Source organism: Tianweitania aestuarii, assembly GCF_018457165.1.
GTDB lineage: Bacteria > Pseudomonadota > Alphaproteobacteria > Rhizobiales > Rhizobiaceae > Tianweitania > Tianweitania aestuarii.
The window spans coordinates 68,141-91,767 of the sequence record NZ_JAFMNX010000005.1 but is presented as its reverse complement, the minus strand read 5'-3'; the positions used below and the strand labels follow the sequence as shown (position 1 = coordinate 91,767).

The 23,627-nt window shown below is 62.1% G+C and carries 24 protein-coding genes; 8 read left to right on the top strand and 16 right to left on the bottom strand.

The window, feature by feature from the left end; all coding sequences use genetic code 11:
* Positions 1–3 precede the first annotated feature (3 nt).
* Entirely contained in the window at positions 4–381 is a 378-nt protein-coding gene (locus tag JYU29_RS16480) for a chorismate mutase (protein WP_213985952.1), read from the top strand.
* A gap of 45 nt (positions 382–426) precedes the next feature.
* Complete coding sequence (gene rpsP, locus JYU29_RS16475) at positions 427–843, top strand: 30S ribosomal protein S16 (protein WP_213985951.1); 417 nt, start codon at positions 427–429, stop codon at positions 841–843.
* A gap of 76 nt (positions 844–919) precedes the next feature.
* Here the strand turns inward: rpsP and JYU29_RS16470 are convergent, their stop codons facing one another.
* From JYU29_RS16470 to JYU29_RS16420, 11 genes are all read right to left on the bottom strand, one after another.
* Positions 920–1,954 carry an aspartate-semialdehyde dehydrogenase gene (locus JYU29_RS16470; RefSeq protein ID WP_213985950.1) on the bottom strand — a complete coding sequence of 345 codons (1,035 nt, stop codon included), beginning with the start codon at positions 1,952–1,954 and terminating at the stop codon, positions 920–922.
* A gap of 358 nt (positions 1,955–2,312) precedes the next feature.
* A complete protein-coding gene (gene lpdA / locus JYU29_RS16465) occupies positions 2,313–3,722 on the bottom strand; it encodes a dihydrolipoyl dehydrogenase (RefSeq protein WP_213985949.1) in 1,410 nt (469 codons plus the stop codon).
* Between the two features lie 46 nt (positions 3,723–3,768).
* Entirely contained in the window at positions 3,769–4,170 is a 402-nt protein-coding gene (locus tag JYU29_RS16460) for an MAPEG family protein (protein WP_213985948.1), read from the bottom strand.
* Positions 4,171–4,181: 11 nt separating this feature from the next.
* On the bottom strand, positions 4,182–4,751 hold the full coding sequence (locus JYU29_RS16455; RefSeq protein ID WP_213985947.1) for a hypothetical protein: 570 nt from the start codon (positions 4,749–4,751) through the stop codon (positions 4,182–4,184).
* Positions 4,752–4,770: 19 nt separating this feature from the next.
* Positions 4,771–6,051, bottom strand: coding sequence for a 2-oxoglutarate dehydrogenase complex dihydrolipoyllysine-residue succinyltransferase (odhB, locus tag JYU29_RS16450; protein WP_213985946.1), 1,281 nt, complete (start codon positions 6,049–6,051; stop codon positions 4,771–4,773).
* Between the two features lie 57 nt (positions 6,052–6,108).
* Positions 6,109–9,090, bottom strand: a complete 2,982-nt coding sequence (locus tag JYU29_RS16445) for a 2-oxoglutarate dehydrogenase E1 component (protein WP_213985945.1) — start codon at positions 9,088–9,090, stop codon at positions 6,109–6,111.
* Between the two features lie 145 nt (positions 9,091–9,235).
* Positions 9,236–10,138 carry a succinate--CoA ligase subunit alpha gene (gene sucD / locus JYU29_RS16440; RefSeq protein WP_213985944.1) on the bottom strand — a complete coding sequence of 301 codons (903 nt, stop codon included), beginning with the start codon at positions 10,136–10,138 and terminating at the stop codon, positions 9,236–9,238.
* A gap of 18 nt (positions 10,139–10,156) precedes the next feature.
* Positions 10,157–11,350: an ADP-forming succinate--CoA ligase subunit beta gene (sucC, locus tag JYU29_RS16435; RefSeq protein WP_213985943.1), complete on the bottom strand. Its 1,194-nt coding sequence runs from the start codon at positions 11,348–11,350 to the stop codon at positions 10,157–10,159.
* A gap of 30 nt (positions 11,351–11,380) precedes the next feature.
* Positions 11,381–12,343 carry a malate dehydrogenase gene (mdh, locus tag JYU29_RS16430; RefSeq protein WP_213985942.1) on the bottom strand — a complete coding sequence of 321 codons (963 nt, stop codon included), beginning with the start codon at positions 12,341–12,343 and terminating at the stop codon, positions 11,381–11,383.
* Between the two features lie 171 nt (positions 12,344–12,514).
* On the bottom strand, positions 12,515–13,681 hold the full coding sequence (zapE, locus tag JYU29_RS16425) for a cell division protein ZapE (RefSeq protein WP_213985941.1): 1,167 nt from the start codon (positions 13,679–13,681) through the stop codon (positions 12,515–12,517).
* Positions 13,682–13,696: 15 nt separating this feature from the next.
* Entirely contained in the window at positions 13,697–14,227 is a 531-nt protein-coding gene (locus JYU29_RS16420) for an AprI/Inh family metalloprotease inhibitor (RefSeq protein ID WP_213985940.1), read from the bottom strand.
* Between the two features lie 217 nt (positions 14,228–14,444).
* Between JYU29_RS16420 and JYU29_RS16415 the strand changes: the two genes are divergently transcribed.
* The 6 genes from JYU29_RS16415 (at position 14,445) to JYU29_RS16390 (ending at position 20,231) form a co-directional block, all read left to right on the top strand.
* A complete protein-coding gene (locus JYU29_RS16415) occupies positions 14,445–15,434 on the top strand; it encodes an MBL fold metallo-hydrolase (protein ID WP_213985939.1) in 990 nt (329 codons plus the stop codon).
* An 86-nt stretch (positions 15,435–15,520) separates the two neighbouring features.
* Complete coding sequence (gene dapF / locus JYU29_RS16410; RefSeq protein WP_431192873.1) at positions 15,521–16,423, top strand: diaminopimelate epimerase; 903 nt, start codon at positions 15,521–15,523, stop codon at positions 16,421–16,423.
* The gene (gene mtaB, locus JYU29_RS16405) at positions 16,423–17,739 is read left to right on the top strand and encodes a tRNA (N(6)-L-threonylcarbamoyladenosine(37)-C(2))-methylthiotransferase MtaB (RefSeq protein ID WP_250157531.1); all 1,317 of its coding nucleotides are present in this window, start codon (positions 16,423–16,425) and stop codon (positions 17,737–17,739) included. Before dapF ends, mtaB begins: the two co-directional genes overlap by 1 nt.
* A gap of 12 nt (positions 17,740–17,751) precedes the next feature.
* Positions 17,752–19,188 (top strand): signal recognition particle-docking protein FtsY, encoded by a 1,437-nt coding sequence (gene ftsY, locus JYU29_RS16400; RefSeq protein WP_213985937.1) that lies wholly within the window; start codon positions 17,752–17,754, stop codon positions 19,186–19,188.
* A gap of 77 nt (positions 19,189–19,265) precedes the next feature.
* On the top strand, positions 19,266–19,925 hold the full coding sequence (locus tag JYU29_RS16395; RefSeq protein WP_213985936.1) for a septation protein A: 660 nt from the start codon (positions 19,266–19,268) through the stop codon (positions 19,923–19,925).
* 138 nt (positions 19,926–20,063) lie between these two features.
* Positions 20,064–20,231 carry a hypothetical protein gene (locus tag JYU29_RS16390; protein WP_213985935.1) on the top strand — a complete coding sequence of 56 codons (168 nt, stop codon included), beginning with the start codon at positions 20,064–20,066 and terminating at the stop codon, positions 20,229–20,231.
* 97 nt (positions 20,232–20,328) lie between these two features.
* On the opposite strand, the gene JYU29_RS16385 is transcribed toward JYU29_RS16390, so the two are convergent.
* From JYU29_RS16385 to ccmA, 5 genes are all read right to left on the bottom strand, one after another.
* Positions 20,329–20,925: a DsbE family thiol:disulfide interchange protein gene (locus JYU29_RS16385; RefSeq protein ID WP_213985934.1), complete on the bottom strand. Its 597-nt coding sequence runs from the start codon at positions 20,923–20,925 to the stop codon at positions 20,329–20,331.
* Positions 20,922–21,086, bottom strand: a complete 165-nt coding sequence (gene ccmD / locus JYU29_RS16380; protein WP_213985933.1) for a heme exporter protein CcmD — start codon at positions 21,084–21,086, stop codon at positions 20,922–20,924. The genes JYU29_RS16385 and ccmD overlap by 4 nt, the downstream gene beginning before the upstream one ends.
* Positions 21,083–21,880: a heme ABC transporter permease gene (locus JYU29_RS16375; protein ID WP_213985932.1), complete on the bottom strand. Its 798-nt coding sequence runs from the start codon at positions 21,878–21,880 to the stop codon at positions 21,083–21,085. The genes ccmD and JYU29_RS16375 overlap by 4 nt, the downstream gene beginning before the upstream one ends.
* Before the next feature lie 75 nt (positions 21,881–21,955).
* Positions 21,956–22,621: a heme exporter protein CcmB gene (gene ccmB / locus JYU29_RS16370; RefSeq protein ID WP_213985931.1), complete on the bottom strand. Its 666-nt coding sequence runs from the start codon at positions 22,619–22,621 to the stop codon at positions 21,956–21,958.
* A 346-nt stretch (positions 22,622–22,967) separates the two neighbouring features.
* A complete protein-coding gene (gene ccmA, locus JYU29_RS16365) occupies positions 22,968–23,591 on the bottom strand; it encodes a heme ABC exporter ATP-binding protein CcmA (RefSeq protein ID WP_213985930.1) in 624 nt (207 codons plus the stop codon).
* Positions 23,592–23,627 lie beyond the last annotated feature (36 nt).

The window sequence follows — 23,627 nt, the reverse complement described above, 5'->3', positions numbered from 1 at the left end:
TCCATGAGCAACGAAACGGCAGCCAGCACAGAAGCGCAAGACGTCGCGCGCGCGCGCGCACTTCTTGGCGATCTGCGCCAGTCGATCGACAATTTCGATGCCGCCATCATCTATCTGCTCGCCGAGCGGTTCCGCGCCACCGAGCGCGTCGGAAAGCTCAAGGCCGAGCATAAACTGCCTGCCGCCGATCCCACCCGCGAGCGCGAACAGATCGCTCGCCTGCGGGACCTGGCGAAGGATGCGAAGTTCAATCCGGACTTCGCGGAGAAGTTCTTGAACTTCATCGTCAAGGAAGTGATCCGCCATCACGAGGCGGCGGCTTCCGCGCAAGCTAATCCACAATTGGCTCATTCCGGCTCGGTTCAGCCCTCAAACGACTGACCGAACCGATCATCAACACCGAACAAGATTACCAGGAGTAACGAAATGTCCCTCAAGATCCGTCTCGCCCGCGCAGGCTCCAAGAAGCGCCCTTACTACCACATCGTCATCGCCGACGCCCGTTCGCCGCGCGACGGCCGCTTCATCGAACAGGTTGGCGCCTGGAACCCGATGCTGCCGAAGGATGGCGATCGCGTGAAGCTCAACGAAGAACGCCTGCAGCATTGGCTGTCGGAAGGCGCACAGCCGACCGATCGCGTTGTTCGCTTCCTGGACCAGGCTGGTCTCGCCAAGCGCGAAACCCGCAACAACCCGACCAAGGCACTGCCAGGCAAGAAGGCGCAGGAGCGTCTCGCTGCCGCCAAGCAGGCTGAAGAAGCCGCAGCTGCCAAGAAGGCCGCTGACGAAGCCGCTGCCGCCGAAGCTGCAAACGCACCGGCCGAAGAAGAAGCCGCTTCGTAAGAAGCCGCTTATACTAGGCAAAGAAAAAGCGGGCTTTCGGCCCGCTTTTTTGTTGTCCTGAAAAGAGCACTTTCGCTCAGGCCGCCTGCTTGCGCGGCTTGATCAGGTCGCGCTCGAGCAGCAGCTCGGCGATCTGCACGGCGTTCAGTGCCGCGCCCTTGCGCAGGTTGTCGGACACGACCCAGATGTTCAGACCGTTGTCGAGCGTCGAGTCTTCGCGGATGCGGCTGATAAAGGTCGCGTCCTCGCCAGCCGATTCCAGCGGCGTGATGTAGCCACCGTCCTCGTGCTTGTCGATCACCTGGCAGCCCGGCGCTTCGCGCAGGATGTCACGGGCTTCCTCGGCAGTGATCGGCTTCTCGAATTCGAGATTGATCGCCTCGGAATGGCCGATGAAGACGGGCACGCGCACGCAGGTCGCGGTGACCTTGATCTTCGGATCAAGCATCTTCTTGGTTTCGGCAACCATCTTCCATTCTTCCTTCGTCGTGCCGTCTTCCATGAAGACGTCGATGTGGGGAATGACGTTGAAGGCGATGCGCTTGGTGAACTTCTTGTTTTCCACGCTGTCGGCCACGAAGATCGCACGCGTTTGCGTGAACAGCTCGTCCATGCCGTCCTTGCCGGCACCCGAGACCGACTGATAGGTCGATACCACGACGCGCTTGATCGTTGCGTGATCATGCAGCGGCTTGAGGGCAACGAGCATCTGCGCCGTCGAGCAGTTCGGATTGGCGATGATGTTCTTCTTGGTGAAGCCCGTCACCGCGTCGGCATTCACTTCCGGCACGATCAACGGCACATCCGGATCATAGCGGAAGGCCGAGGAATTATCGATCACCACGCAGCCCTGCTTGCCGATCTTGGGCGACCATTCCTTGGACACGGCGCCGCCGGCCGACATCAGGCAAATATCGGTGTCGGAAAAATCATACTGCTCGAGCGAGCGCACCTTCAGCGTCTTGTCGCCGTAAGACACATCCGTGCCCTGGCTGCGGCGCGACGCCAGCGCGACGACTTCGTCTGCCGGAAAGCCGCGTTCTTCCAGGATGTTGAGCATTTCGCGGCCCACATTGCCCGTGGCACCGACGATTGCGACCTTGTAACCCATGCGTATTCTCCTCGTCCTCTCCGCTGTCGCGCCTTGGAAAAACCCGCTGGCCATCATGCGGGTCCTGCCTCGGCTGCTCCCCCCAGGCCAAACCCGGGAGAGGGTGAGCAGGCCAGAGGGATCAGACCGTTTTGGCGGTCGTGGTCGTTTTGGCCGTTGTTTTCGTGAGGACACTGCGCGCGCACTCGCCGGTTGCCGCGCAAGCGACAAAGGCAAAAGCAGGAATAGCCGTGATCGGGCTGCGCATGGTGTGCTCCGGGAACGAGGCTGCTTCTACGCTTCCTTCGCGCAGAGTCAATCTGCGCGAAGGGCTTAGAAGCGCTGCATACTCTGGATCAGGCCAGAGATCAGGCCAAGATCAGGAATGGATCGTCTTGAAGAAGGTGCCGAGCGCCGCCTCCCGCACGGCTTCCGACATGGTCGGATGCGCGTGGCAGGTGCGGGCCAGATCTTCCGACGAACCGCCGAACTCCATCAAAACAGCCGCCTCATGGATCATCTCGCCGGCGCCGAAGCCAAGAATATGAACGCCGAGCACGCGGTCGGTCTTGGCGTCGGCCAGAACCTTCACGAAGCCTTCGGTCTGCAGCATGGCGCGCGCACGGCCATTGGCCGAGAACGGGAACTTGCCAGCCTTGTATTCGACGCCCGCCTTCTTCAGCTCTTCCTCGGTCTTGCCGACCGAAGCGACTTCCGGATTGGTGTAAACGACGCTTGGAATGACGTCATAGTTCACATGGCCATGCTGACCGGCGAGGATTTCGGCAACGGCCACGCCCTCGTCTTCGCCCTTATGCGCCAGCATCGGTCCGGCGATGACGTCGCCGATCGCATAGATGCCGTCGACATTCGTCTTGTAGTGCTTGTCGACAGCCACGCGGCCGCGATCATCCAGAGCCACGCCGGCATCCGCCAGACCAAGCTTGTCGTGGAACGGCTTGCGACCGGTGGCAACCAGCACGCGCTCGGCTTCGATCGTCTCTGCATCGCCGCCCTTGACCGGCGAGAAGGTGACGCGTGCGCCAGCACCGCCCTTTTCAACCCCGGTCACCTTCGCGCCGAGCTTGAACTCCATGCCCTGCTTGGCCAGCACGCGCTGGAACTGCTTGGCGACTTCGCTGTCCATGCCACCGAGCAGATTGTCGAGATATTCCACCACGGTGACCTTGGCGCCGAGCCGCGACCAGACCGAGCCGAGCTCAAGGCCAATCACGCCGCCACCAACCACGACCAGCGTTTCCGGCACTTTCTGGAAAGACAGCGCGCCGGTGGACGACACAATGGTTTCTTCGTCGATGGCGACGTCCACACCCGGAATGCCAGCCACTTCGGACCCGGTGGCGATCACGATGTTCTTGGCTTCGACATCCTGCGTCGAGCCGTCTTCGCCCGTCACCTGCACCTTGCCGGCACCCTGCACCTTGCCGGTGCCGCGGAACACGGTGATCTTGTTCTTCTTCATCAGGAACTCGAGGCCCTTGACGTTGGAAGACACCGTTTCGCTCTTGTGCTGCAGCATGGCCGGAAGATCGAGCTCAGGCGCCGGCACCTTGATGCCGAGCTTGGCGAAGTCGTGACCGGCGACGGCGAACATCTCGGAGGCATGCAGCAGCGCCTTCGACGGGATGCAGCCGATATTGATGCAGGTGCCGCCGAAGCTCGGGTTCTTCTCGACCACCGCCGTGTTCAATCCGAGCTGCGCTGCCTTGATCGCGCAAACATAGCCTGCCGGACCGGTTCCGATTACCACAACATCAAAAGCCGCCATGAGTCCTGTTCCTGCGTATGAAAAACCGTGTTGAAAGAAAAACCGCTTAGCCCAAGAAGCTGCCGAGCATGATCAGGAGGCCAATCAGCGAGGCCATCCAGACGAACGAGCGGATATAAGGGATGCCCATGGCATAAAGCGGCAGATAAACGATGCGAGCGACGAACCAGAGGATCGCGCCGATTTCACCCCATTGACTGGCCTGGCCCGAGATCACCAGACCAAGAGCCAGCGCCACGAAGGCGGGATAGGTTTCCAGAAAATTCCACTTGGCGCGTTCGAGGCGGCCGGTCAGTTTCGAAACCGGCTTCGTTTCATCGCGCGGACCGGCGTTCCAGCCCACGCCGTTGTCGCGTGTGGCCGACTGGCTATGGGCAAAGATGTAAACCAGCATCAGCACGACGCTCCAGCCGAGCACCAGCAGTTCAGTGGGTAAAGTCGTGTCCATGATCCGCTTCCTTACTTGGCCGTGCCGGGCTCAATGCCGTCGCACGAACCTTGGGCTTCCGGGAAAGATGCTTGCGTCGGCTTCAACTCACCCTTGACGATCCCGAGCGGGATAAAGGGCGGCGTGGCCTGCATGGCCGGCTGAACGAGGCGCAGAAGATAGCAGCCCGCAAACACCGCCTTGGTCCCGCTCTTGTCGGTGGCTTCGATCACGGCCGGAAGGGTCGTGTAGATCGAACCGGCCGCGCCTTCATCCGAACTTTCGCCCAAACGAAGCCTGATATGCGCGGTGTTTTCGTAGCCTGCCGCAAAAGCCTCAAAGCTGGGACGGCCGGGCTCATCGCGGAAATAGCTCCACGCCCGCAGATATTCCTGCCGCTCGACCGCATTGTAGAGGCTTTCGACAACAGTCTGCGCCGTCGAGCGATCGTCGCGGTAGGCGGGCAGTGTTTGATCCTGCGCCTGCGCGCCGGTTGCACCAAGCAAAGCCGCGACAAGCGCGGCTTTGCCGATCAAGGTGGGAAGCGCAGCACGCATGGTGCCACGGGAGCCGCTTGCTGCGTTGTTGACGCCTTCGAGCAAAAACGGCTCTCCTTGTGGTTTAGAGATCGAGAACGAGACGTTCCGGATCTTCCAGGCTGTCCTTCACGCGCACCAGGAAGGTCACGGCTTCCTTGCCGTCGACGATGCGGTGGTCATAGGACAAAGCGAGATACATCATCGGGCGGATGACGATCTGGCCGCCGACGACCATCGGACGCTCCTGGATCTTGTGCATGCCGAGAATGCCCGATTGCGGCGCATTCAGGATCGGCGTCGACATCAACGAACCATAAACACCGCCATTGGTGATGGTGAAGGTGCCGCCCTGCATATCCGCAACCGACAGCTGACCATCGCGGGCAGCCTTTGCGAGACGGCCGAGTTCCTTTTCGATCTCGGCGATCGACATCTGGTCGGCGTCGCGGATGACCGGAACCACGAGGCCCTTATCCGTGCCGACGGCCATGCCGACATGCGCGTAGTTCTTGTAGATGATATCCGTGCCGTCGATCTCTGCGTTGACCGCCGGGATCTCCTTCAGCGCATGCGTGATGGCCTTGGTGAAGAAGCCCATGAAGCCGAGCTTCACGCCGTGCTTCTTTTCGAACACGTCCTTGTACTTGGTGCGCAACGCCATCACCGCGCTCATATCCACCTCGTTGAAGGTGGTGAGCATGGCCGCAGCGTTCTGGGCGTCCTTGAGGCGCTTGGCGATGGTCTGGCGCAGGCGGGTCATCTTGACCCGCTCTTCGCGCGCTTCGTCGCTGCCACCCTGCTTCGCAGCCGCACGCGGTGCTTCGGACGGCGTCGAGGGCGCACCCTTGGAAACGGCGTCAATCACGTCGCCCTTGAGCACCTGGCCGCGCTTGCCCGAACCCTGGACCTGATCGGCCGACAGGTTGTTTTCCGACAGCATCTTGGCAGCGGCCGGAGCCGGCTGCGTGTTGCCGCTTTCGCCCGAAGCGCCAGCGGCAGGTGCGGCGCTCGCCTCTTGCTTGTTCTGGCCGCCGTAGTCAGCCGTGTTTTCGGCCTGCTTGGCACCGGCGGGAGCCGAAGCGGCAGCAGCCGGCTTGGCAGAAGCACCAGCACTGGCGCCAGCAGCGGCAGCGCCGATCTGGCCGAGCAGTGCACCGACGCCGACGGTTTCGCCTTCGGCAGCAGTGATTTCTGACAGCGTGCCGGCGGCAGGTGCCGGCACTTCGATCGTCACCTTGTCGGTTTCCAGTTCAACCAGCGCTTCATCGGCCGCGACCGTGTCGCCGACCTTCTTGAACCACTTGCCGATCGTGGCTTCGGTAACGGATTCGCCGAGCGTGGGAACGCGGATTTCGTTAGCCATTGTTTTAAACCGGTGTCCTGTGGAGCTCAATCATGGGGTGGGGAGAACGCAATCGACTCATTCGCCGAGTGCGTCATCCAGGAAGGCTTGAAGCTGCGCGAGATGCTTCGACATCAGACCGGTTGCCGGCGAAGCGGCGGCCGGACGGCCGGTATAGCGCACGCGCTGATGCTTGGCGTCGATATGCGCCAGCACCCATTCCAAATACGGATCGATGAAAGACCAGGCACCCATGTTCTTGGGCTCTTCCTGGCACCACACCATCTCCGCATTGCGGAAGCGTGACAGCTCGTTGATCAGCGCCTTGGCCGGGAACGGATAAAGCTGTTCCACGCGCAGAAGGTAGATGTCGTCGATGCCGCGCTTTTCGCGCTCTTCGAGAAGGTCGTAGTAAACCTTGCCCGAGCACAAAACGACGCGACGGATCTTGGAATCCTTCTGCAGCTGGGCGCCCGCGTCGTCCCAAAGGAGACGGTGGAATGAGCTTTCACCCGACAGATCAGCGAGCGTCGACACAGCGCGCTTGTGGCGCAGCAGCGACTTCGGCGTCATCAGGATTAGCGGCTTGCGGAAGTCGCGCTTCAACTGGCGGCGCAGGATGTGGAAGTAGTTCGCCGGCGTCGAGCAATAGGCAACCTGCATATTGTCTTCGGCGCACAACTGAAGGAAGCGCTCGAGGCGAGCCGACGAATGCTCCGGACCCTGGCCTTCATAGCCATGCGGCAGGAGGCAAACGAGGCCCGACATGCGCAGCCACTTGCGTTCGCCTGACGAGATGAACTGGTCGAACACGACCTGCGCACCGTTGGCGAAATCGCCGAACTGGGCTTCCCACAGCGTCAGCGCACGCGGCTCGGCAAGGCTGTAGCCATATTCGAAGCCGAGCACGGCTTCTTCCGAAAGCATCGAGTTGATGACTTCGTAATTGGCCTGAGCTGCACCCAGATTGTTCAGCGGCACATACCGCGTTTCATCGCGCTGATCGTAAAGAACCGAATGGCGCTGCGAGAAGGTGCCGCGCTCCGAATCCTGACCCGACAAACGGATCGGGTTGCCGTCCAGCACGATCGACCCGAAAGCGAGCGCTTCGGCGGTGGACCAGTCGATCCCCTCGCCCGTGTCGATCATCTTGCGGCGATTTTCGAGGAAGCGGCCAACCGTCTTGTGGGCTTCGAAGTCCTTCGGAACTTCGGTCAGCTTCTTGCCGATGTCCTTCAGTGTCTTGACCGGAACGGCGGTCTTGCCGCGACGCTGCTCGTCCTGATTGTCGGCGGAACGGAAACCGCTCCACACGCCGTCAAGCCAGTCGGCCTTGTTCGGCTTGTATTGCTGGCCGCTTTCGAACTCGACCTCGAGATGAGCGCGCCAGTCGGCCTTCATCTGCTCGAGTTCTTCAGCCGACATCAGGCCTTCTTCAACCAGCTTGTCGCCGTAGAGCTGAACAACCGTGCGGTGACCGCGGATGGTCTTGTACATGTTCGGCTGCGTGAACGCCGGCTCATCGCCTTCGTTGTGGCCGAAACGGCGGTAACAGAACATGTCCACAACCACCGGCTTGTGGAACTTCATGCGATATTCGATCGCGATCTTGGTGGCGTAGGTCACCGCTTCCGGATCGTCGCCATTCACATGGAAGATCGGCGCTTCGATCATCTTGGCCGTATCCGACGGATATGGCGAAGATCGCGAGAAGCGCGGATTGGTGGTGAAGCCGATCTGGTTGTTGATGATGAAATGCACGGTGCCGCCGACGCGGTGACCGCGCAAACCGGACAGACCGAGAATTTCAGCCACCACACCCTGGCCGGCAAATGCCGCATCGCCATGCAGCAACAGCGGCAGGACCTTGGCGCGCTCTTCCGGTGCAACGCCATCGGCACGGTTGCGGCCGAACAGGATGTCCTGCTTGGCGCGCGCCTTGCCCATCACGACCGGGTTGACGATTTCCAGATGCGACGGGTTTGCCGTCAGCGACAGGTGAACCTTGTTGCCGTCGAACTCGCGGTCCGACGAGGCACCAAGATGGTACTTCACGTCGCCCGAACCTTCCACGTCGTCCGGCGCATAAGAGCCGCCCTTGAACTCGTGGAACACGGCGCGATGCGGCTTCGCCATGACATTCGTCAAAACGTTCAGGCGGCCACGGTGGGCCATGCCGAGCACGACTTCCTTCAAGCCGAGCTGACCGCCACGCTTGATGATCTGCTCAAGCGCCGGGATCAGCGCTTCACCACCATCGAGGCCGAAACGCTTGGTGCCCTTGTACTTGACGTCGATGAACTGCTCGAAGCCTTCGGCCTCGACCAGCTTCTGGAGAATGGCCTTCTTGCCGTTGGGCGTGAACTCGACGCCCTTGTGCTCGCCCTCGATCCGCTCCTGGATCCAGGCTTTTTCTTCCGGGTTCGAGATATGCATGAACTCGACGCCGATCGTCGAGCAATAGGTACGCTGGAGAATGTCCAGCATCTGCCGGATGGTGGCGTGTTCCAGCCCCAGCACGTTGTCGATAAAGATCGGACGATCATAATCGGCTTCGGTGAAGCCGTAGTTTTCCGGCGAAAGCTCGTTGTAGTCCTCGATCTTGGAGGCGATGCCCAGCGGATCGAGCTTGGCATGCAGATGGCCGCGCATGCGAAATGCGCGGATCATCATGATGGCGCGAACGGAATCGCGCGTTGCCTGCAAAACATCGGTCTCGGACGCTGGCGCAGCAGCTGCGGCGGGCGCGCTTGCAGCCTTGTCCTTCAGCTTCTTCTCGATGTGCTTTTCAACGGTGCCCCAATTGCCGTCGAGGGCCGACACCAGCTCACCATTGGCCTGAAGCGGCCAGTTCGGCTTCGTCCAGGACGCGCCTTCGGCGTTCTTCTTGACGTCGCCGGCTTCGTCCTTCAGCTCACCGAAGAACTGCTGCCATTCGGGAGAAACCGAATTGCGGTCCTCCTGATAGCGCGCATAAAGCGCTTCGATGTAATCGGCATTGCCGCCATACAGGAACGAGGTTCCGGCAAATTGGTCATTGGCTTGGTCGTTGCGCGCCATGATCGTCGCGGACTATCCGTCCGCTCTCCTTTTGTTCGGCAGCGTGATCCGCCGCTCACGTTTGGACGGCCAGCCCGTCCGCGCTCCCGCCCCTATCGAACCCGGCGGTGCCCAACCGCCGGGGAATTCCAGGCTAAAGGACTTTTCAGCCCTTCAGCGCTTCAACCAGCGTCGTGCCCAGCCGTGCTGGCGAAGGCGAAACGCGGATGCCCGCAGCTTCCATCGCTGCGATCTTGTCCTCAGCGCCGCCCTTGCCGCCCGAGATCACCGCGCCGGCATGGCCCATGGTGCGGCCAGCTGGGGCCGTGCGACCGGCAATGAAACCAGCCATCGGCTTGGAACGGCCGCGCTTGGCTTCGTCACGCAGGAACTGCGCGGCATCTTCTTCGGCCGAGCCGCCGATTTCGCCGATCATGATGATCGACTTGGTTTCATCATCGGCCAGGAACATTTCCAGGACGTCAATGAATTCGGTACCCTTCACCGGATCGCCGCCGATACCCACAGCCGTCGACTGGCCGAGGCCGGCATTCGAAGTCTGGAACACCGCTTCATAGGTAAGCGTTCCCGAGCGCGACACAACGCCCACCGAACCCTTGCGGAAGATCGAGCCCGGCATGATGCCGATCTTGCACTCGTCCGGCGTCACGAGACCCGGGCAATTCGGGCCGATCAAGCGGGACTTGGACTTTTCCAGCCGCGCCTTGACTTTCACCATGTCCATCACCGGAATACCTTCGGTGATGCAGACGATGAGTTCCATCTCGGCCTCGATCGCCTCGATGATGGCAGCCGCAGCGCCTGCCGGCGGCACGTAGACAACAGATGCGGTGGCACCGGTCTGTTCGCGACCCTCGGCGACGGATGCGAAGATCGGGAGCGTTTCGCCCTTGGCGCCGGTCCAGTTCTCGCCACCCTTCTTCGGATGGATGCCGCCGACCATCTGCGTGCCGTGATAGGCAAGCGCCTGTTCGGTGTGGAAGGTGCCGGTCTTGCCGGTTAGGCCCTGAACCAGGACCTTGGTGTTCTTGTCGATAAGGATAGACATGATTTCCGGTCCTTCGAATTAGGCCTGGATCGCCGCGACGATCTTCTTGGCGGCGTCGTCCAGGTCGTCAGCAGCGGTGATCGCCAGACCGGACTCGTTCAGGATCTTCTTGCCGAGGTCGACATTGGTGCCTTCGAGGCGAACCACCAGCGGAACCTTGAGGCCCACTTCCTGAACCGCAGCGACAACGCCTTCGGCGATGACGTCGCACTTCATGATGCCGCCGAAGATGTTGACGAGGATGCCCTCGACCTTCGGATCGGCCGTGATGATCTTGAACGCAGCCGCGACCTTCTCCTTGCCGGCGCCACCGCCGACGTCACAGAAGTTCGCCGGCTCCTTGCCGTAAAGCTTGATGATGTCCATCGTCGCCATGGCAAGGCCGGCGCCGTTGACCATGCAGCCGATATTGCCGTCGAGCGCGACATAAGCGAGGTCCCACTTGGAAGCCTCGATTTCCTTGGCGTCTTCTTCGGTCTCGTCGCGCAGTTCCTTGATGTCGTCGTGACGGAACATTGCATTGCCGTCGAACGACACCTTGGCGTCGAGCACGCGCAGGTGGCCATCGGTCATGACGATCAGCGGATTGACCTCGAGCAGCGCCATGTCGGTCTCGACAAACGCCTTGTAGAGGATCGGGAACAGCTTCTCGCCATCGGCCTTCGCCTCGCCTTCGAGCTTCAGCGTTGAGGTTAGCGTGTCGAGATCCGACTGCGTCAGGCCGGTCTCCGGATCAACCGCAACGGTGATGATCTTTTCCGGCGTGTCATGCGCAACGGCCTCGATATCCATGCCGCCTTCGGTGGACACAACGAAAGCCGGACGACCGACGGTGCGGTCGATCAGGATCGAAAGATACAGTTCGCGATCGATATCGGCGCCGTCTTCGATGTAAAGGCGGTTGACCTGCTTGCCGGCGTCGCCCGTCTGCTTGGTGACGAGCGTATTGCCGAGCATTTCCTTGGCATGGGAAACGACTTCCTCGATCGACTTGGCCAGGCGAACACCGCCCTTGGAGTCCGGCCCGAGTTCGGTGAACTTGCCCTTGCCGCGACCGCCGGCATGGATCTGGCTCTTTACGACATAAAGCGGGCCAGGCAGCTGCTTTGCAGCGGCTTCAGCCTCGTCGGCCGAGAAGATCGGCACGCCCTCGGCAACTGGTGCGCCGTACTTCTTGAGCAGGGCCTTGGCCTGATATTCATGGATATTCATGGGATCCGTCCTTTAAGGCTCGGGAACGACTTATTTGAGGTTCGGCGCGATGTTGATGCAGGCTTCGCAAAGACCCTGCACCGATGCGACCGACTTGTCGAACATTGCCTGTTCGGTCTTGTTGAGGTCGATCTCGATCACGCGCTCGACGCCACCGGCGCCAATCACGGTCGGCACGCCGACATACATGTCGGACAAACCGTACTGACCCGACAGATGCGCCGCACATGGCAGAACGCGCTTCTTGTCCTTAAGATAGCTTTCGGCCATCGAAACGGCGGCGGAAGCCGGTGCGTAATAGGCCGAGCCGGTCTTCAGGAGGCCGACGATCTCGGCGCCGCCGTCGCGCGTGCGCTGAACGATCTGGTCGAGCTTGTCCTGGCTGGTCCAGCCCATGTTGACGAGGTCGGGCAGCGGAATGCCGGCAACGGTGGAATAGCGCGTCAGCGGCACCATCGTGTCGCCGTGGCCGCCGAGCACGAAGGCGGTGACGTCTTCAACCGAAACCTTGAACTCTTCGGCCAGGAAATAGCGGAAGCGCGCGGAATCGAGCACGCCGGCCATGCCGACCACATGGGTCTTGGGCAGGCCGGAAAACTTCTGCAGCGCCCAGACCATCGCGTCGAGCGGGTTGGTGATGCAGATCACGAAGGCGTTGGGGGCGTACTTCTTCAGGCCCGCACCCACCTGCTCCATGACCTTGAGATTGATGCCGAGCAGGTCGTCGCGGCTCATGCCGGGCTTGCGCGGCACGCCGGCGGTGACGATGCAAACATCGGCGCCTTCGATCGCGGAATAATCATTGGCACCAACGAAGTTGGCGTCGAAGCCGTCCACCGGGGAAGACTGCGCGATGTCGAGGCCCTTGCCCTGCGGCGTGCCTTCGGCGATGTCGAACAGCGTGACGTCGCCCAATTCCTTGAGGCCGATGAGGTGGGCGAGCGTGCCGCCGATCATTCCCGAACCGATAAGCGCGATCTTGTTGCGTGCCATGCTTGGAGCTCTCCCGTGTGCGTCGCTACGATCAACTCATAGACGGGCGACCAGTGGATGACAGCCCGCGACAATCCGCGCAGCCAATAAACCTCGTGGGCAAAAAACTCAAACGATTCTTCATGCCCAAGCAAGTTCAATCGTTTAGATCATCTGGCGTTTACGTAAACGTCAATGCGCTTCGCGTTCGTCCTGCGCCGCACGCCATTCGGCGCTGCGCATCTCGTTCAAACGCGAGGCCGTGCGCGCGAATTCGAACGCTTCCGTCGAGCCCGGCCGGCCCTTGAAAAGATCGTCCGGCTCCGCTGCGGCACTTGCCACCAGCGTCGCGTGACGATCGTAAAGAACATCCACGAGAAGGATCAGCCGCTTGGCCTCGTTACGCTGGGCGGCATCAAGGATCGGTATCCCGTCGATGAAGATGGTGGGGAAGCGCTCGACAATCGCGAGATAATCGCGCGCGGCGAGCGGCTGGGAGCAGAGATCGGCAAATTGAAAGCGTGCCGCGCCGCCAGCTGCCTGCGGAACGGCGATCTTGCGGCCCTTTACATCCACGGTTGCCGGCGCCGGTCGCTGGCCTTCTGTGGCAATCGCCCAAGCCTCGTCCATCTGCGCCTCGGCATCCGGTCCGAGTGGCGCAAGATAAACCGGCAAACGGTCGAGCTTGGCCATGCGGTGGTCCTGCGTGCCGCCGATATCCAGCACATCGACATGCCGCTTCAACAAACCGATGAAGGGCAGAAACAGCTGCCGGTTCAGGCCTTCGCGGTAAAGATCGTCAGGCGCGACGTTGGAGGTTGCGACCAGCACCACGCCCTGATCAAACAAGGCGGTGAACAAGCGCGACAGGATCATCGCATCGGCGATGTCTGTAACGCTGAACTCGTCGAAGCACAGCAGCTTGGCCTGTTCGGCCAGATCCTTGGCGACCGGCGGGATCGGATCGTCGCCGGAAGCCCCGCCCGCTTTCACCGCTGCGCGGTGGCGACCGATGCGGTCATGCACATCGGCCATGAAGTCGTTGAAATGAGCGCGCCGCTTCTTTTCAACCGGAGCGGCTTCCAGAAACAGGTCCATGAGCATGGTCTTGCCACGCCCGACGGTGCCGTAGACATAAAGGCCGCGCGGTGCCGCCTCGTCGCGCCCGCCACCAAACAAACGCGTAAAAAAGCCCGGCCTGTTATCCAGCGGCCGGGCCTGAAGATCGGACAGAAGGCGGTCGAGCGCGGCAACCACCTTGGCCTGATGCGGATCGGGAACGATCGCGCCTTCCGCCGCAAGGCGGTCGTAACGGCTGCGCAGCGCGCCGACAGCCGTTGTTTCAGGCAAAGATGACATGCTCGGGATCGGCGATCAGCGGGTCAGGCTGACCGGCGAACCGCTGGACGTCGTGCCGTTGAACTTTTCGGCTCCCGAAGACGAGAGTGAAGCAACCTGGGAGCCGCTGTCGTTGTAAAGAACGAGCTGGCTACCCTGCACGGCCCACGACTTCACGCCATCGAGCGGAGCCGGGCAGCGCAGCGGAGCGGCGCGATAACCCTGGCCGAACTTGGTGCGCGGGGTGGCGACACGGCAGCTCTGGCCACCGACCGAAACGTTCCAAACGCCGGCAACGCCACCTTCGGTGACGGGCGCGGACGGAGCTGCAGGAGCCCCTGCGTTCGGGTCGATCGCGGCGACCTGCGTTTCGGGTGCCGGCGGCGGGGTTTCAGGGAAGCTTGCCGGCGCGGGAGGCGGCAGCTGCGCTGCCGTCACATTGCCTGCGGGTGCGGCCGGAAGCGGAGCCGGACGCGTATCAACGCGGGAAATGCGCTCGCTCTGGCAACCTGCGGCGGCCAACAGAACCACAGCTGACGCTGCCAGACCGATTTTCCCAATGTTCATGTCTCAACCCCTATCGTCGCCAAATCTTGATGGCAAAGTGTTCGTCGCAGATCGTATCGCCATGAAGGCGAAGTCGAGCCATAACTACGGCAATGTTCGCTGCAATGGTAGAAACGTGGTTAAGAATGCGCCGATTGTTGTGTTCGCAAGGCGACAGGTGTGTCATCCCTGCATCGCCTGCGGTTGAAGCGGCTGCATTCCCGCTTATCTCGCCCTCATGAACAATCGTTATTATTCCGGCGTGCGCAGCGATCACTTCGACGGCGCGCTCTTTTTCAATCCCGACAGCGACAAGCTTCCCGGCGGCTTCCGCGACCTTCTTCGCTGGATGCGCGGCGAAAAGCGCGCGCAATGGCCCAAACATTGGCCGAGCCCGTTCCCCCAAGCCAAGCCGGAAAGCCGGGTCGAGGGTGATCGATTGCGCATCACCATGATCGGCCATGCCTCGATGCTGATCCAGACGGCCGGCCTCAACATCCTGACCGATCCGGTTTTCGCCAAGCGCGTGTCGCCCTTCAGCTTCATGGGACCGACCCGCGTCAACGAACCCGGCATCCGCTTCGCCGACCTGCCTGACATCGACGCCGTGCTGCTCAGCCACAATCACTATGACCATCTGGACATGGCGGCGATCAAGCAGCTGGTCGCCATCCACGACCCGCTGATCGTTACGCCGCTCGGCAACGATCATGTTATCCACGCCAAGGTGCCCGCTGCCCGGGTGAAAACAGGCGATTGGCTGGACAGCGTGCCGCTGCGCGACGACGTCACCATCCATTTCGAGCCAGCGCATCACTGGTCCGCGCGCTGGACCCGCGATCGTCGCATGGCTTTGTGGGCGGCTTTCGTGATCGAAACACCGGGAGGCAAGATCTATTTTGCCGGCGATACCGGCTTTCATGGCGGCACGAATTTTCGCGCCACGGCTGAGCGCCACCCCGAGCTGCGTTTTGCGCTTCTGCCGATCGGCGCTTACGAGCCGCGCTGGTTCATGGAAGGCCATCACCAGAACCCTGCGGAAGCGGTGGAAGCCTTCAAGATTCTCCAGGCACCGCTGGCCGGCGGCTATCACTGGGGCACGTTCCAGCTGACGAACGAAGCCGTGGATGCGCCGGAACAGGATTTGCAGGCGGCACTTCAGGCAGCAGGCGTCGAAGCCGAGCGCTTCCAGGCACTGCGTCCCGGCCAGGTCTGGGATATTCCTTAAGCATTGGCAGCCCGGCAGCATCCAGCCTGCATGCTGGTAATTCCGGCCGCTTTCCGCCATATAGCGGCCGACAAGGACTGCATGCGATGGCTCCAGCCGCTTCTTTGACCAAGATGGCCCCCTTTGCCAAAATGAATGGCCTTGGCAACGACATCATCGTTGCCGACATGCGCGGTCGTGCCGACACGGTGACGCCAGCCGCGGCTATCGCGCTCGCCGCCGATCCCGCCACGCATTTCGATCAGATCATGGCGATCTACGATCCGCGCACGAATGGCACCGATAATTACATCGCCATCCTCAATTCCGATGGCTCGATGGCGCAGGCTTGCGGCAATGGCACGCGCTGCGTGGTTCAGGCCCTCAATGCCGATACCGGTCGCGCCCGCTTCACCTTTGAAACGATTGCCGGCATCCTCAATGCCGAGCAGCATGCCGACGGTCTGATCTCGGTCGACATGGGAACGCCGCACTTCGAATGGGAGGCCATTCCGCTGGCCGAGGAGTTCCGCGACACCCGCATGATCGAGCTGCAGGTCGGGCCAATCGATGCGCCGGTGCTGCATTCGCCTTCGGTCGCTTCCATGGGCAATCCGCACGCGATCTTCTGGGTCGACAAAGACGTCTGGGCTTATGAACTCGACAAGTTCGGCCCGCTGCTTGAGAACCACCCGATCTTCCCCGAGCGCGCCAACATCACAATTGCGCGGGTGACGGCTCCGGACGCCATGATCATCCGCACCTGGGAACGCGGCGCGGGACTGACCGGCGCTTGCGGCTCGGCTGCCTGTGCCGCCGCCGTTTCCGCTGCCCGCACCCGCCGCACCGGTCGGTCGGTCGCAGTCACCGTGCCGGCGGGTGGCGAGCTTCATATCGAATGGCGCGACGACGATCATGTCGTCATGACCGGCCCAGCCGAATGGGAGTTTTCCGGCACATTCGATCCGACCACCGGCGCCTGGCAGCGCGATCTCGAAGGGGCTGCCTGATGCAGGAAAACAAGAACGGGCTGGAGATCGTCACCTTCGGCTGCCGCATGAACACCTATGAATCCGAGGTGATGCGCCGCGAAGCGAGTGCGGCCGGCCTCGACGGCTTGAGCGGTGGCGCAGTGGTGTTCAACACCTGCGCGGTGACCGCAGAAGCCGTGCGGCAGGCCAAGCAGGCGATCCGCAAGGCGCGCCGCGAAAACCCGGATGCACGCATCATCGTCACCGGCTGCGCGGCGCAGACCGAGCCGGCAAGCTTCGGCGACATGACCGAAGTCGATCTCGTTCTCGGCAACGAAGACAAGCTGAAGGCGCATTCCTATCGCGCGCTGCCGGATTTCGGCGTCAATGACACCGAAAAGGTGCGCGTCAACGACATCATGAGCATCAGCGAAACCGCCGGCCATCTGGTGGATGCCATCGAAGGCCGCGCCCGGGCGATCGTTCAGGTCCAGAACGGCTGCGATCATCGCTGCACCTTCTGCATCATTCCTTATGGCCGCGGCAATTCACGCTCCGTGCCGATGGGTGCGGTGGTGGAACAGGTCAAACGCCTGACCGGCAACGGCTATGCCGAGGTCGTTCTTTCGGGCGTCGATCTCACAAGCTGGGGCGCCGATCTGCCGGGCGCGCCGAAGCTCGGCCGTCTCGTTCGCGCGATCCTGACACAGGTGCCGGACCTCCCGCGTTTGCGCCTTTCCTCGATCGATTCCGTGGAAGCCGATCCCGAACTGATCGCGATCATCGGCGACGAACCGCGCCTGATGCCGCATCTGCATCTTTCCCTGCAGGCCGGCGACGACATGATCCTGAAGCGTATGAAGCGCCGCCATCTGCGCGACGATTCCATCCGCTTCTGCCAGGATATCCGTGCGGTCCGCCCGGATATCGTATTCGGCGCCGACCTGATCGCCGGCTTCCCGACCGAAACGGAGGCGATGTTCGACAACACGCTGAAGCTTGTGGCGGATTGCGGCTTGTCGCATCTCCACGTCTTCCCCTTCAGCCCGCGCGAAGGCACGCCCGCCGCGCGCATGCCCCAACTCGATCGCGGCTTGATCAAGGAGCGTGCCGCGCGTTTGCGCGCCGTCGGCGATCAGGCCTATCTCGCTCATCTCGATCGCCTCACACACACACATCAGCGCGTGCTGGTTGAACGCGACGGCCTTGGCCGCACCGAAGGTTTCACGATGGCAGCGATCGATGCGGGCGAGCCCGGCACGATCGTCGAGCGCCGCGTGACCGGCCATGACGGCCAGCGCCTCCAAACGGTCGCGGCCAACGCGTCTTCCTTGTCCAGCGCACGCGCAGCCTGAGCGGAATCCCTTATGGCCCTTGGTTTCATCAAGAAGATCTTCTCCTTCGGCAATCAGCCAGAGGATCAGCAGCAGCAACCGGCACCCCAACCGCAGCCGCCAGCCCCTGCTCCCGCGCCCCAGCAGCAACCCGAGCCCGAAATCCCGCCCCAGCCTGAGCCGGCACAGCCGCAGCCTGTTCAGCCAGAAGTCCCGACGCCGCAACCGGCGCCGGAACCCGCGATTTCGGAACCGGCACCTCAGGAAGTTCCTGCCGAGGACACGCCAGCCGAAGTTCCAGTCGCCCTGCCGCCCGAGGAGCCAGCACAGGAACCCGCACCTTACGAGCCGCAACCTTCGCCGGAAGTTCCGCTGGAGGTGCCGGCACCCATCCCGGTCGAAACCGAGCAGCCGCTGCGCGACCGCGAGCCTGCGCCTGAACAGACTGCGCTCGCTCCCGTTTCGCCGACGCCGCGTTCAACGCCGGACGACCGCATCACCGTCGGCAAGACGGTGGAGCGGCCGACGCAGCTCACCGCCGCCGAAGTGCAGCGCGCCAAGTGGCTTCAGCGTTTGCGCAATGGCCTGTCGCGCTCTTCGCGCGAGCTTGGCGACAATCTAGCCGGCGTTTTCACCCGCACCTTGCTCACGGAAGAAATCGTCGAGGAGCTGGAAGAAGTCCTGATCCGCGCCGATCTCGGCGTGGAAACGGCGATGAAGGTGGCGGACAAGCTGGCGGAAGGTCGGTTTTCGAGCCGCACCACGGAAGAAGACGTTCGCCGCGTCGTGGCCGGCGAGGTGGAAAGCGTACTAACGCCGGTTGCCAAGCCGCTGGAGCTCAACCTCGCGCACAAGCCGCATGTGATCCTGGTGGTGGGCGTCAACGGCACGGGCAAGACCACGACGATCGGCAAGCTCGCTGCAAAGCTGACAGCCGGCGGCGTGAAGGTGATGCTGGCTGCGGGCGACACGTTCCGTGCAGCGGCCATCGAACAGCTGAAGATCTGGGGCGAGCGCACCGGTGCGCCGGTGATCTCGTCGCGCCTCGGCGCGGATGCAGCGAGCCTGGCCTATGAGGCTTTTGCCCAGGCAAAACAACAACAAGCCGATGTGCTGATCATCGACACGGCGGGCCGGCTGCAGAACAAGGCCGAGCTGATGGACGAGCTCGACAAGATCGTGCGCGTGCTCAAGAAGCTCGATCCGGAAGCGCCGCATACGATCCTGCAGACGGTGGATGCGACAACCGGGCAGAACGCGATGAACCAGGTCGAGATCTTCCGCAACGTGGCGGGCGTGAACGGTCTGGTGCTGACCAAGCTCGATGGAACGGCGCGCGGCGGCATTCTTGTCGCCATCGCCGCCAAGCACAAGCTGCCGGTTTACTTCATCGGCGTGGGCGAGCAGGTCGACGATCTCGAGCCGTTCTCGGCCAGCGACTTTGCCAGAACCATTGCCGGTTTGACCTGATCACACCACGCTTTGCCTAAGTCGCAGCACAATTTGCCTGTTCTACGGAGCAGGTTTTCCGTCAAAGGCGCATTCCCATGACCAGCCGCATCCTCGAACGCGCTCCGGGCGATCCCCGCAAGAAGACGATGAACCCCGCGTTGAAATTCGCGCTGGAACTCGGACCGGGACTGGTCTTCTTCTTTGTCACCTTGAGGGGTGAATGGCTGGCGGGGAAGTTTCCGATCCTGGCGTCGATCGGCGAACCCATTCTGATCGCCACCGCCTTCTTCATGGTCGCGACTGCCTTGTCGCTCGCCGTGTCCTGGTTCCTGACGCGCAGCCTGCCGATCATGCCGCTCGTTTCAACGGTGGTGGTGTTCGTCTTCGGGGCGCTGGCTCTTTACCTGCAGGACAAGACCTTCGCCTTCATGAAGCCGACGATCATCAATTCGCTGTTCGGCGTCGTGCTTCTGGTGGGGCTGATATTTCGCCGCTCGCTGCTGGCCTATGTTTTCGATTCCGCCTTCGACCTCGATGCCGAAGGCTGGCGCAAGCTGACGTTGCGCTGGGGTCTGTTCTTCCTGTTCCTCGCCGTTCTGAACGAAGTCGTGTGGCGCAACTTCGACGAGAACACCTGGCTGTTCTTCAAGGTGTGGGGCACGATCCCGATCACCATGCTGTTCACCATCGCGCAGATGCCGCTGATCCTGCGGCATGAGATCAAACAACCTGCACAAGAAAAACACAGTTCCTAATTCCGCTTAACAGCTATGCAATCAGCGCAATGGTGCGTTGCAACATAAATCGTTTCGCATCGGAGCAAGACAGGGCATTCTAGCGGTCATGGGAGGAGCGGAAACGGCCGACGGATCGGCCTGACAAAGGATGCTCCAATGCTGCTCAACGGCTTCATGATCAATGTCCAGCGCCGCCTCGAAAAGCGCGCTCGCTACAATCGCCTCGCCGCCGAGATCCAGGGTCTCACCCCGCGCGAAATTCTCGACCTCAATGTCGACCGCACGCAGATGCTGCATGACCTGCGCCGTGAAGTTTACGGCTAACCATCAGCATCATGACTGACGCAAAACAATAAGGCCGCACGGGTATCCACCCTGCGGCCTTCGTCATGTCTGGAGCAGAGTTTCCCGAGCCCTGTTCTTACTGGGCTGCCGTCTTTGCCATGGCGGCTTCGATAGCCGGCATCAGCCGCGTCGAAACAGCGTCCGGCGTCAGTGGGCCGACGAACTTGTAGGCTAAGTGACCGTCGCGGCCGACCACAAAGGTTTCCGGCACGCCATACACGCCCCAGTCGATCCCCTTGCGGCCCGACGCATCCACGCCGATCGCGGCATAGGGATTGCCGAGTTCGCGCAGGAAACCGCGGGCATTGTCTTCCTTGTCCTTGTAGTTCAGCCCGACCAGCGAAAAGCGCTTGTCCTTGGCCAGCTGGATCAGGGTCGGATGCTCTTCACGGCACGGCGCGCACCAGGACGCGAAAACATTCACCAGCGTGATCTTGCCCGCAAAGTCCTGCGAGCGAAGACCCGGCACGTCCATTCCGGCCAGTGCAGGCAGATCGGTCTGCGGTGCCGGCGCATCGATGAGGACCGACGGGATCACGGATTCATCACGGCCAGACAAAAGCTGCGCCAGGAAGAACCCGGCCATCACGACGAAGAACAGCAAGGGCAGAAGATAAAGGCCGAAGCGTCCGCGCCGGTTTGGTGCGGCGGTCTTGTCGCTCGGCGCGTTCATGAGCGTGCGGCTCCCGACGAGCGACGCCGAACGCCATCCGCTTCGAGCCGTGCCAGTTCGCGCTTGCGGTTGCGACCGTCCACCAGGATCCAGAGAAGCAAGCCGGCCAGCGCCACACCGGCAATGCCATAGGCCGCGGCAACATACATTGCGTGGGTCATCGCACGTGCCCTTCCGATCGTCCCCCTGTGCGCCCGTCGGCACGGCGTGCCGCGATGCGCTGCATCGCCTGAACGCGGCGACGCCAGATTTCGGTGCGGATCGCCGTCAGATGCAGCGTGAAGAACAAAAGCGTGAAGCCGACGGCCATGATCAGGAGCGGCCACAGCATGGAGGGATCGATGGTGGGGCCATCCAGCCGAAACACGGCGGCCGGCTGATGCAGCGTGTTCCACCAGTCCACCGAGAACTTGATGATCGGCAGGTTGATGGCGCCCACCAGCGTGATGATGGCGGCGGCTTTGGCGGCCCGGCTGGTATCGTCAATGGCGCGTGTGAGCGCGATAATGCCGAGATACATCAAGAACAGCACGAAGACCGATGTCAGCCGCGCATCCCAGACCCACCATGTCCCCCACATCGGCTTGCCCCAGATCGAGCCGGTGGCCAGCGCGAGGCCGGTGAAAACAAGGCCGATCGGTGCGGCGGCTTTGAGCGACACATCGGCGAGCGGATGACGCCACACCAGCGTGCCGAGGGCTGCAAGCGACATCACGCCCCAGCACATCATCGACAACCAGGCGAAGGGCACATGAATATACATGATCTGAACCGTCGAGCCCTGCTGGTAATCTTCAGGCGCGGTGAAGCCGAGATAAAGGCCGACAACGAGCGTGATGGCGGTCAGAACCGCCAGAACGGGAATGATGCGGTCGGCCAGCCCGATGAAGCGCGTGGGGTTGGCCAACGCGCTGAACCAGCCGGGCTTGGAATTGGTGGTGGTCGTGTCGCTCATCGGCATCGGATTAACGTCGCCTGTTGGCGCTGAAAAGGCAGGGCGTAGTGGATTGTGCGATTAGCATGATCAACTCTAGTCCTGCGCCGCGCGAAGTGCCGCGGCTGCGCTGAACGGACCAACCACGGCGAACACCAGCGTCAGCGCGCACAGGATGAGGAACGGCGGCAGAAAGGGCGCGGGATCGGTCACCGACGCATAGCTTGCCGACACGCCGAAGATCAGCACGGGAATGGCGAGCGGCAGGATCAGCACGGATACGAGCAGACCGCCGCGCGGCAGCGTAACGGCAACCGCGGCACCCGTTGCGCCGATAAAGGTGATGGCCGGCGTCCCCACCAACAGGGTGAGCGTGGCAGCACCCAGCGCGATCGGCTCCATGTTGAGGAGAATGCCGAGCAAGGGTGCCGCGATCACCAGCGGCAGAACGCTTGCGGTCCAGTGCGCCAGGCATTTCACCAACACGCTCAACGGCAGCATGTGGCGCTCGGAAGCCAGAAGAAGCAGATCAAGCGAACCGTCCTCGCGATCAGCCTGAAACAGCCGATCGAGCCCAAGCAGGGAGGCCAAGAGCGCGCCGATCCACAACATGGCCGGTCCGAGCCGCGACAGGAGGTTGAGGTCGGGACCAACGGCAAAGGGGATGGTGGTGACAACAGCCAGAAAGAACAGAATGCCGATCAGCGCCCCGCCGCCAGCGCGGATGCCGAGCTTGAGGTCGCGGAGGTAGAGGGTCAGCATTGGGTGAGCTCAAAGATGGCTTGTCGCTCATCCGGTTGAAGCGTGGAACACGCATCCAGTCGAAGCGTCGCAAGCCCCTCATCCGACCACGCTTCGCGCGGCCACCTTCTCCCACAAGGGGCGAAGGGAAGGACTGCCGCATCGTACTCGCTCATCCTAAAAACGGTTTTCCCGGCAAGAAGCTTTAGTACCTGGTAGCGGATTTTCGGCCTATTCGAACTGCGACACACAGACTTCGCAGACAAAGACGCGATGATCAGTGCGAGCCTTCCCTTCGCCCCTTGTGGGAGAAGGTGGCTTCGCGAAGCGAAGTCGGATGAGGGGTAATGCGCCGCCGTTGCCATCCTCACACCACCGCATCCATCGGCATCTCACCCATCACGAACTCCTGCACATCCGCCAGCCCCAGCGGCCAATGCGTCGCGGCGATGATGATGCCGCCCGCCTCCCGATGGGCTTCCATCAAACCGGCGAAGCGGGTTTCGGAGCGGGCATCAAGCCCGGCGGTGGGTTCGTCCAGAAGCCAGATCGGCCGCCAGGTCACCAGAAGCCGCGCAATGGCCACACGGCGGCGTTGACCGGTGGACAGAACGCCGAACGGCAGATGGCCAAGGCCGTACAAGCCGACCTGATCGAGCGCGTCTTCCACGCTCTCGCGCTCCTCGCCGGAAAAATCGCGCCAGAAGCGAAGATTTTCTTCCACGCTCAACGCCTGCTTCAAGCCGTTGTGGTGGCCAAGATAATGGCAGGCGGAGGCGACCGTCGGCCATGTCTCGCTGGCGGGTTCAAGCGCGATCGCGCCTTCGCTCAAGGGCAGAAGCCCCCCGATCGCGCGCAGCAGCGTCGACTTGCCGGACCCGTTCGGGCCCGTCACCAGCAAACAGCCGCCGTCCGAAACGGAAAAGGAAAGGTCTGAGAAAATGCGCTCGCCGCCGCGGTCCGCGCCAAGGTCGCTCGCGGTGATCCGCATGTCTGGTCCTGCACAATCCTGCGAACGAAGATGCCC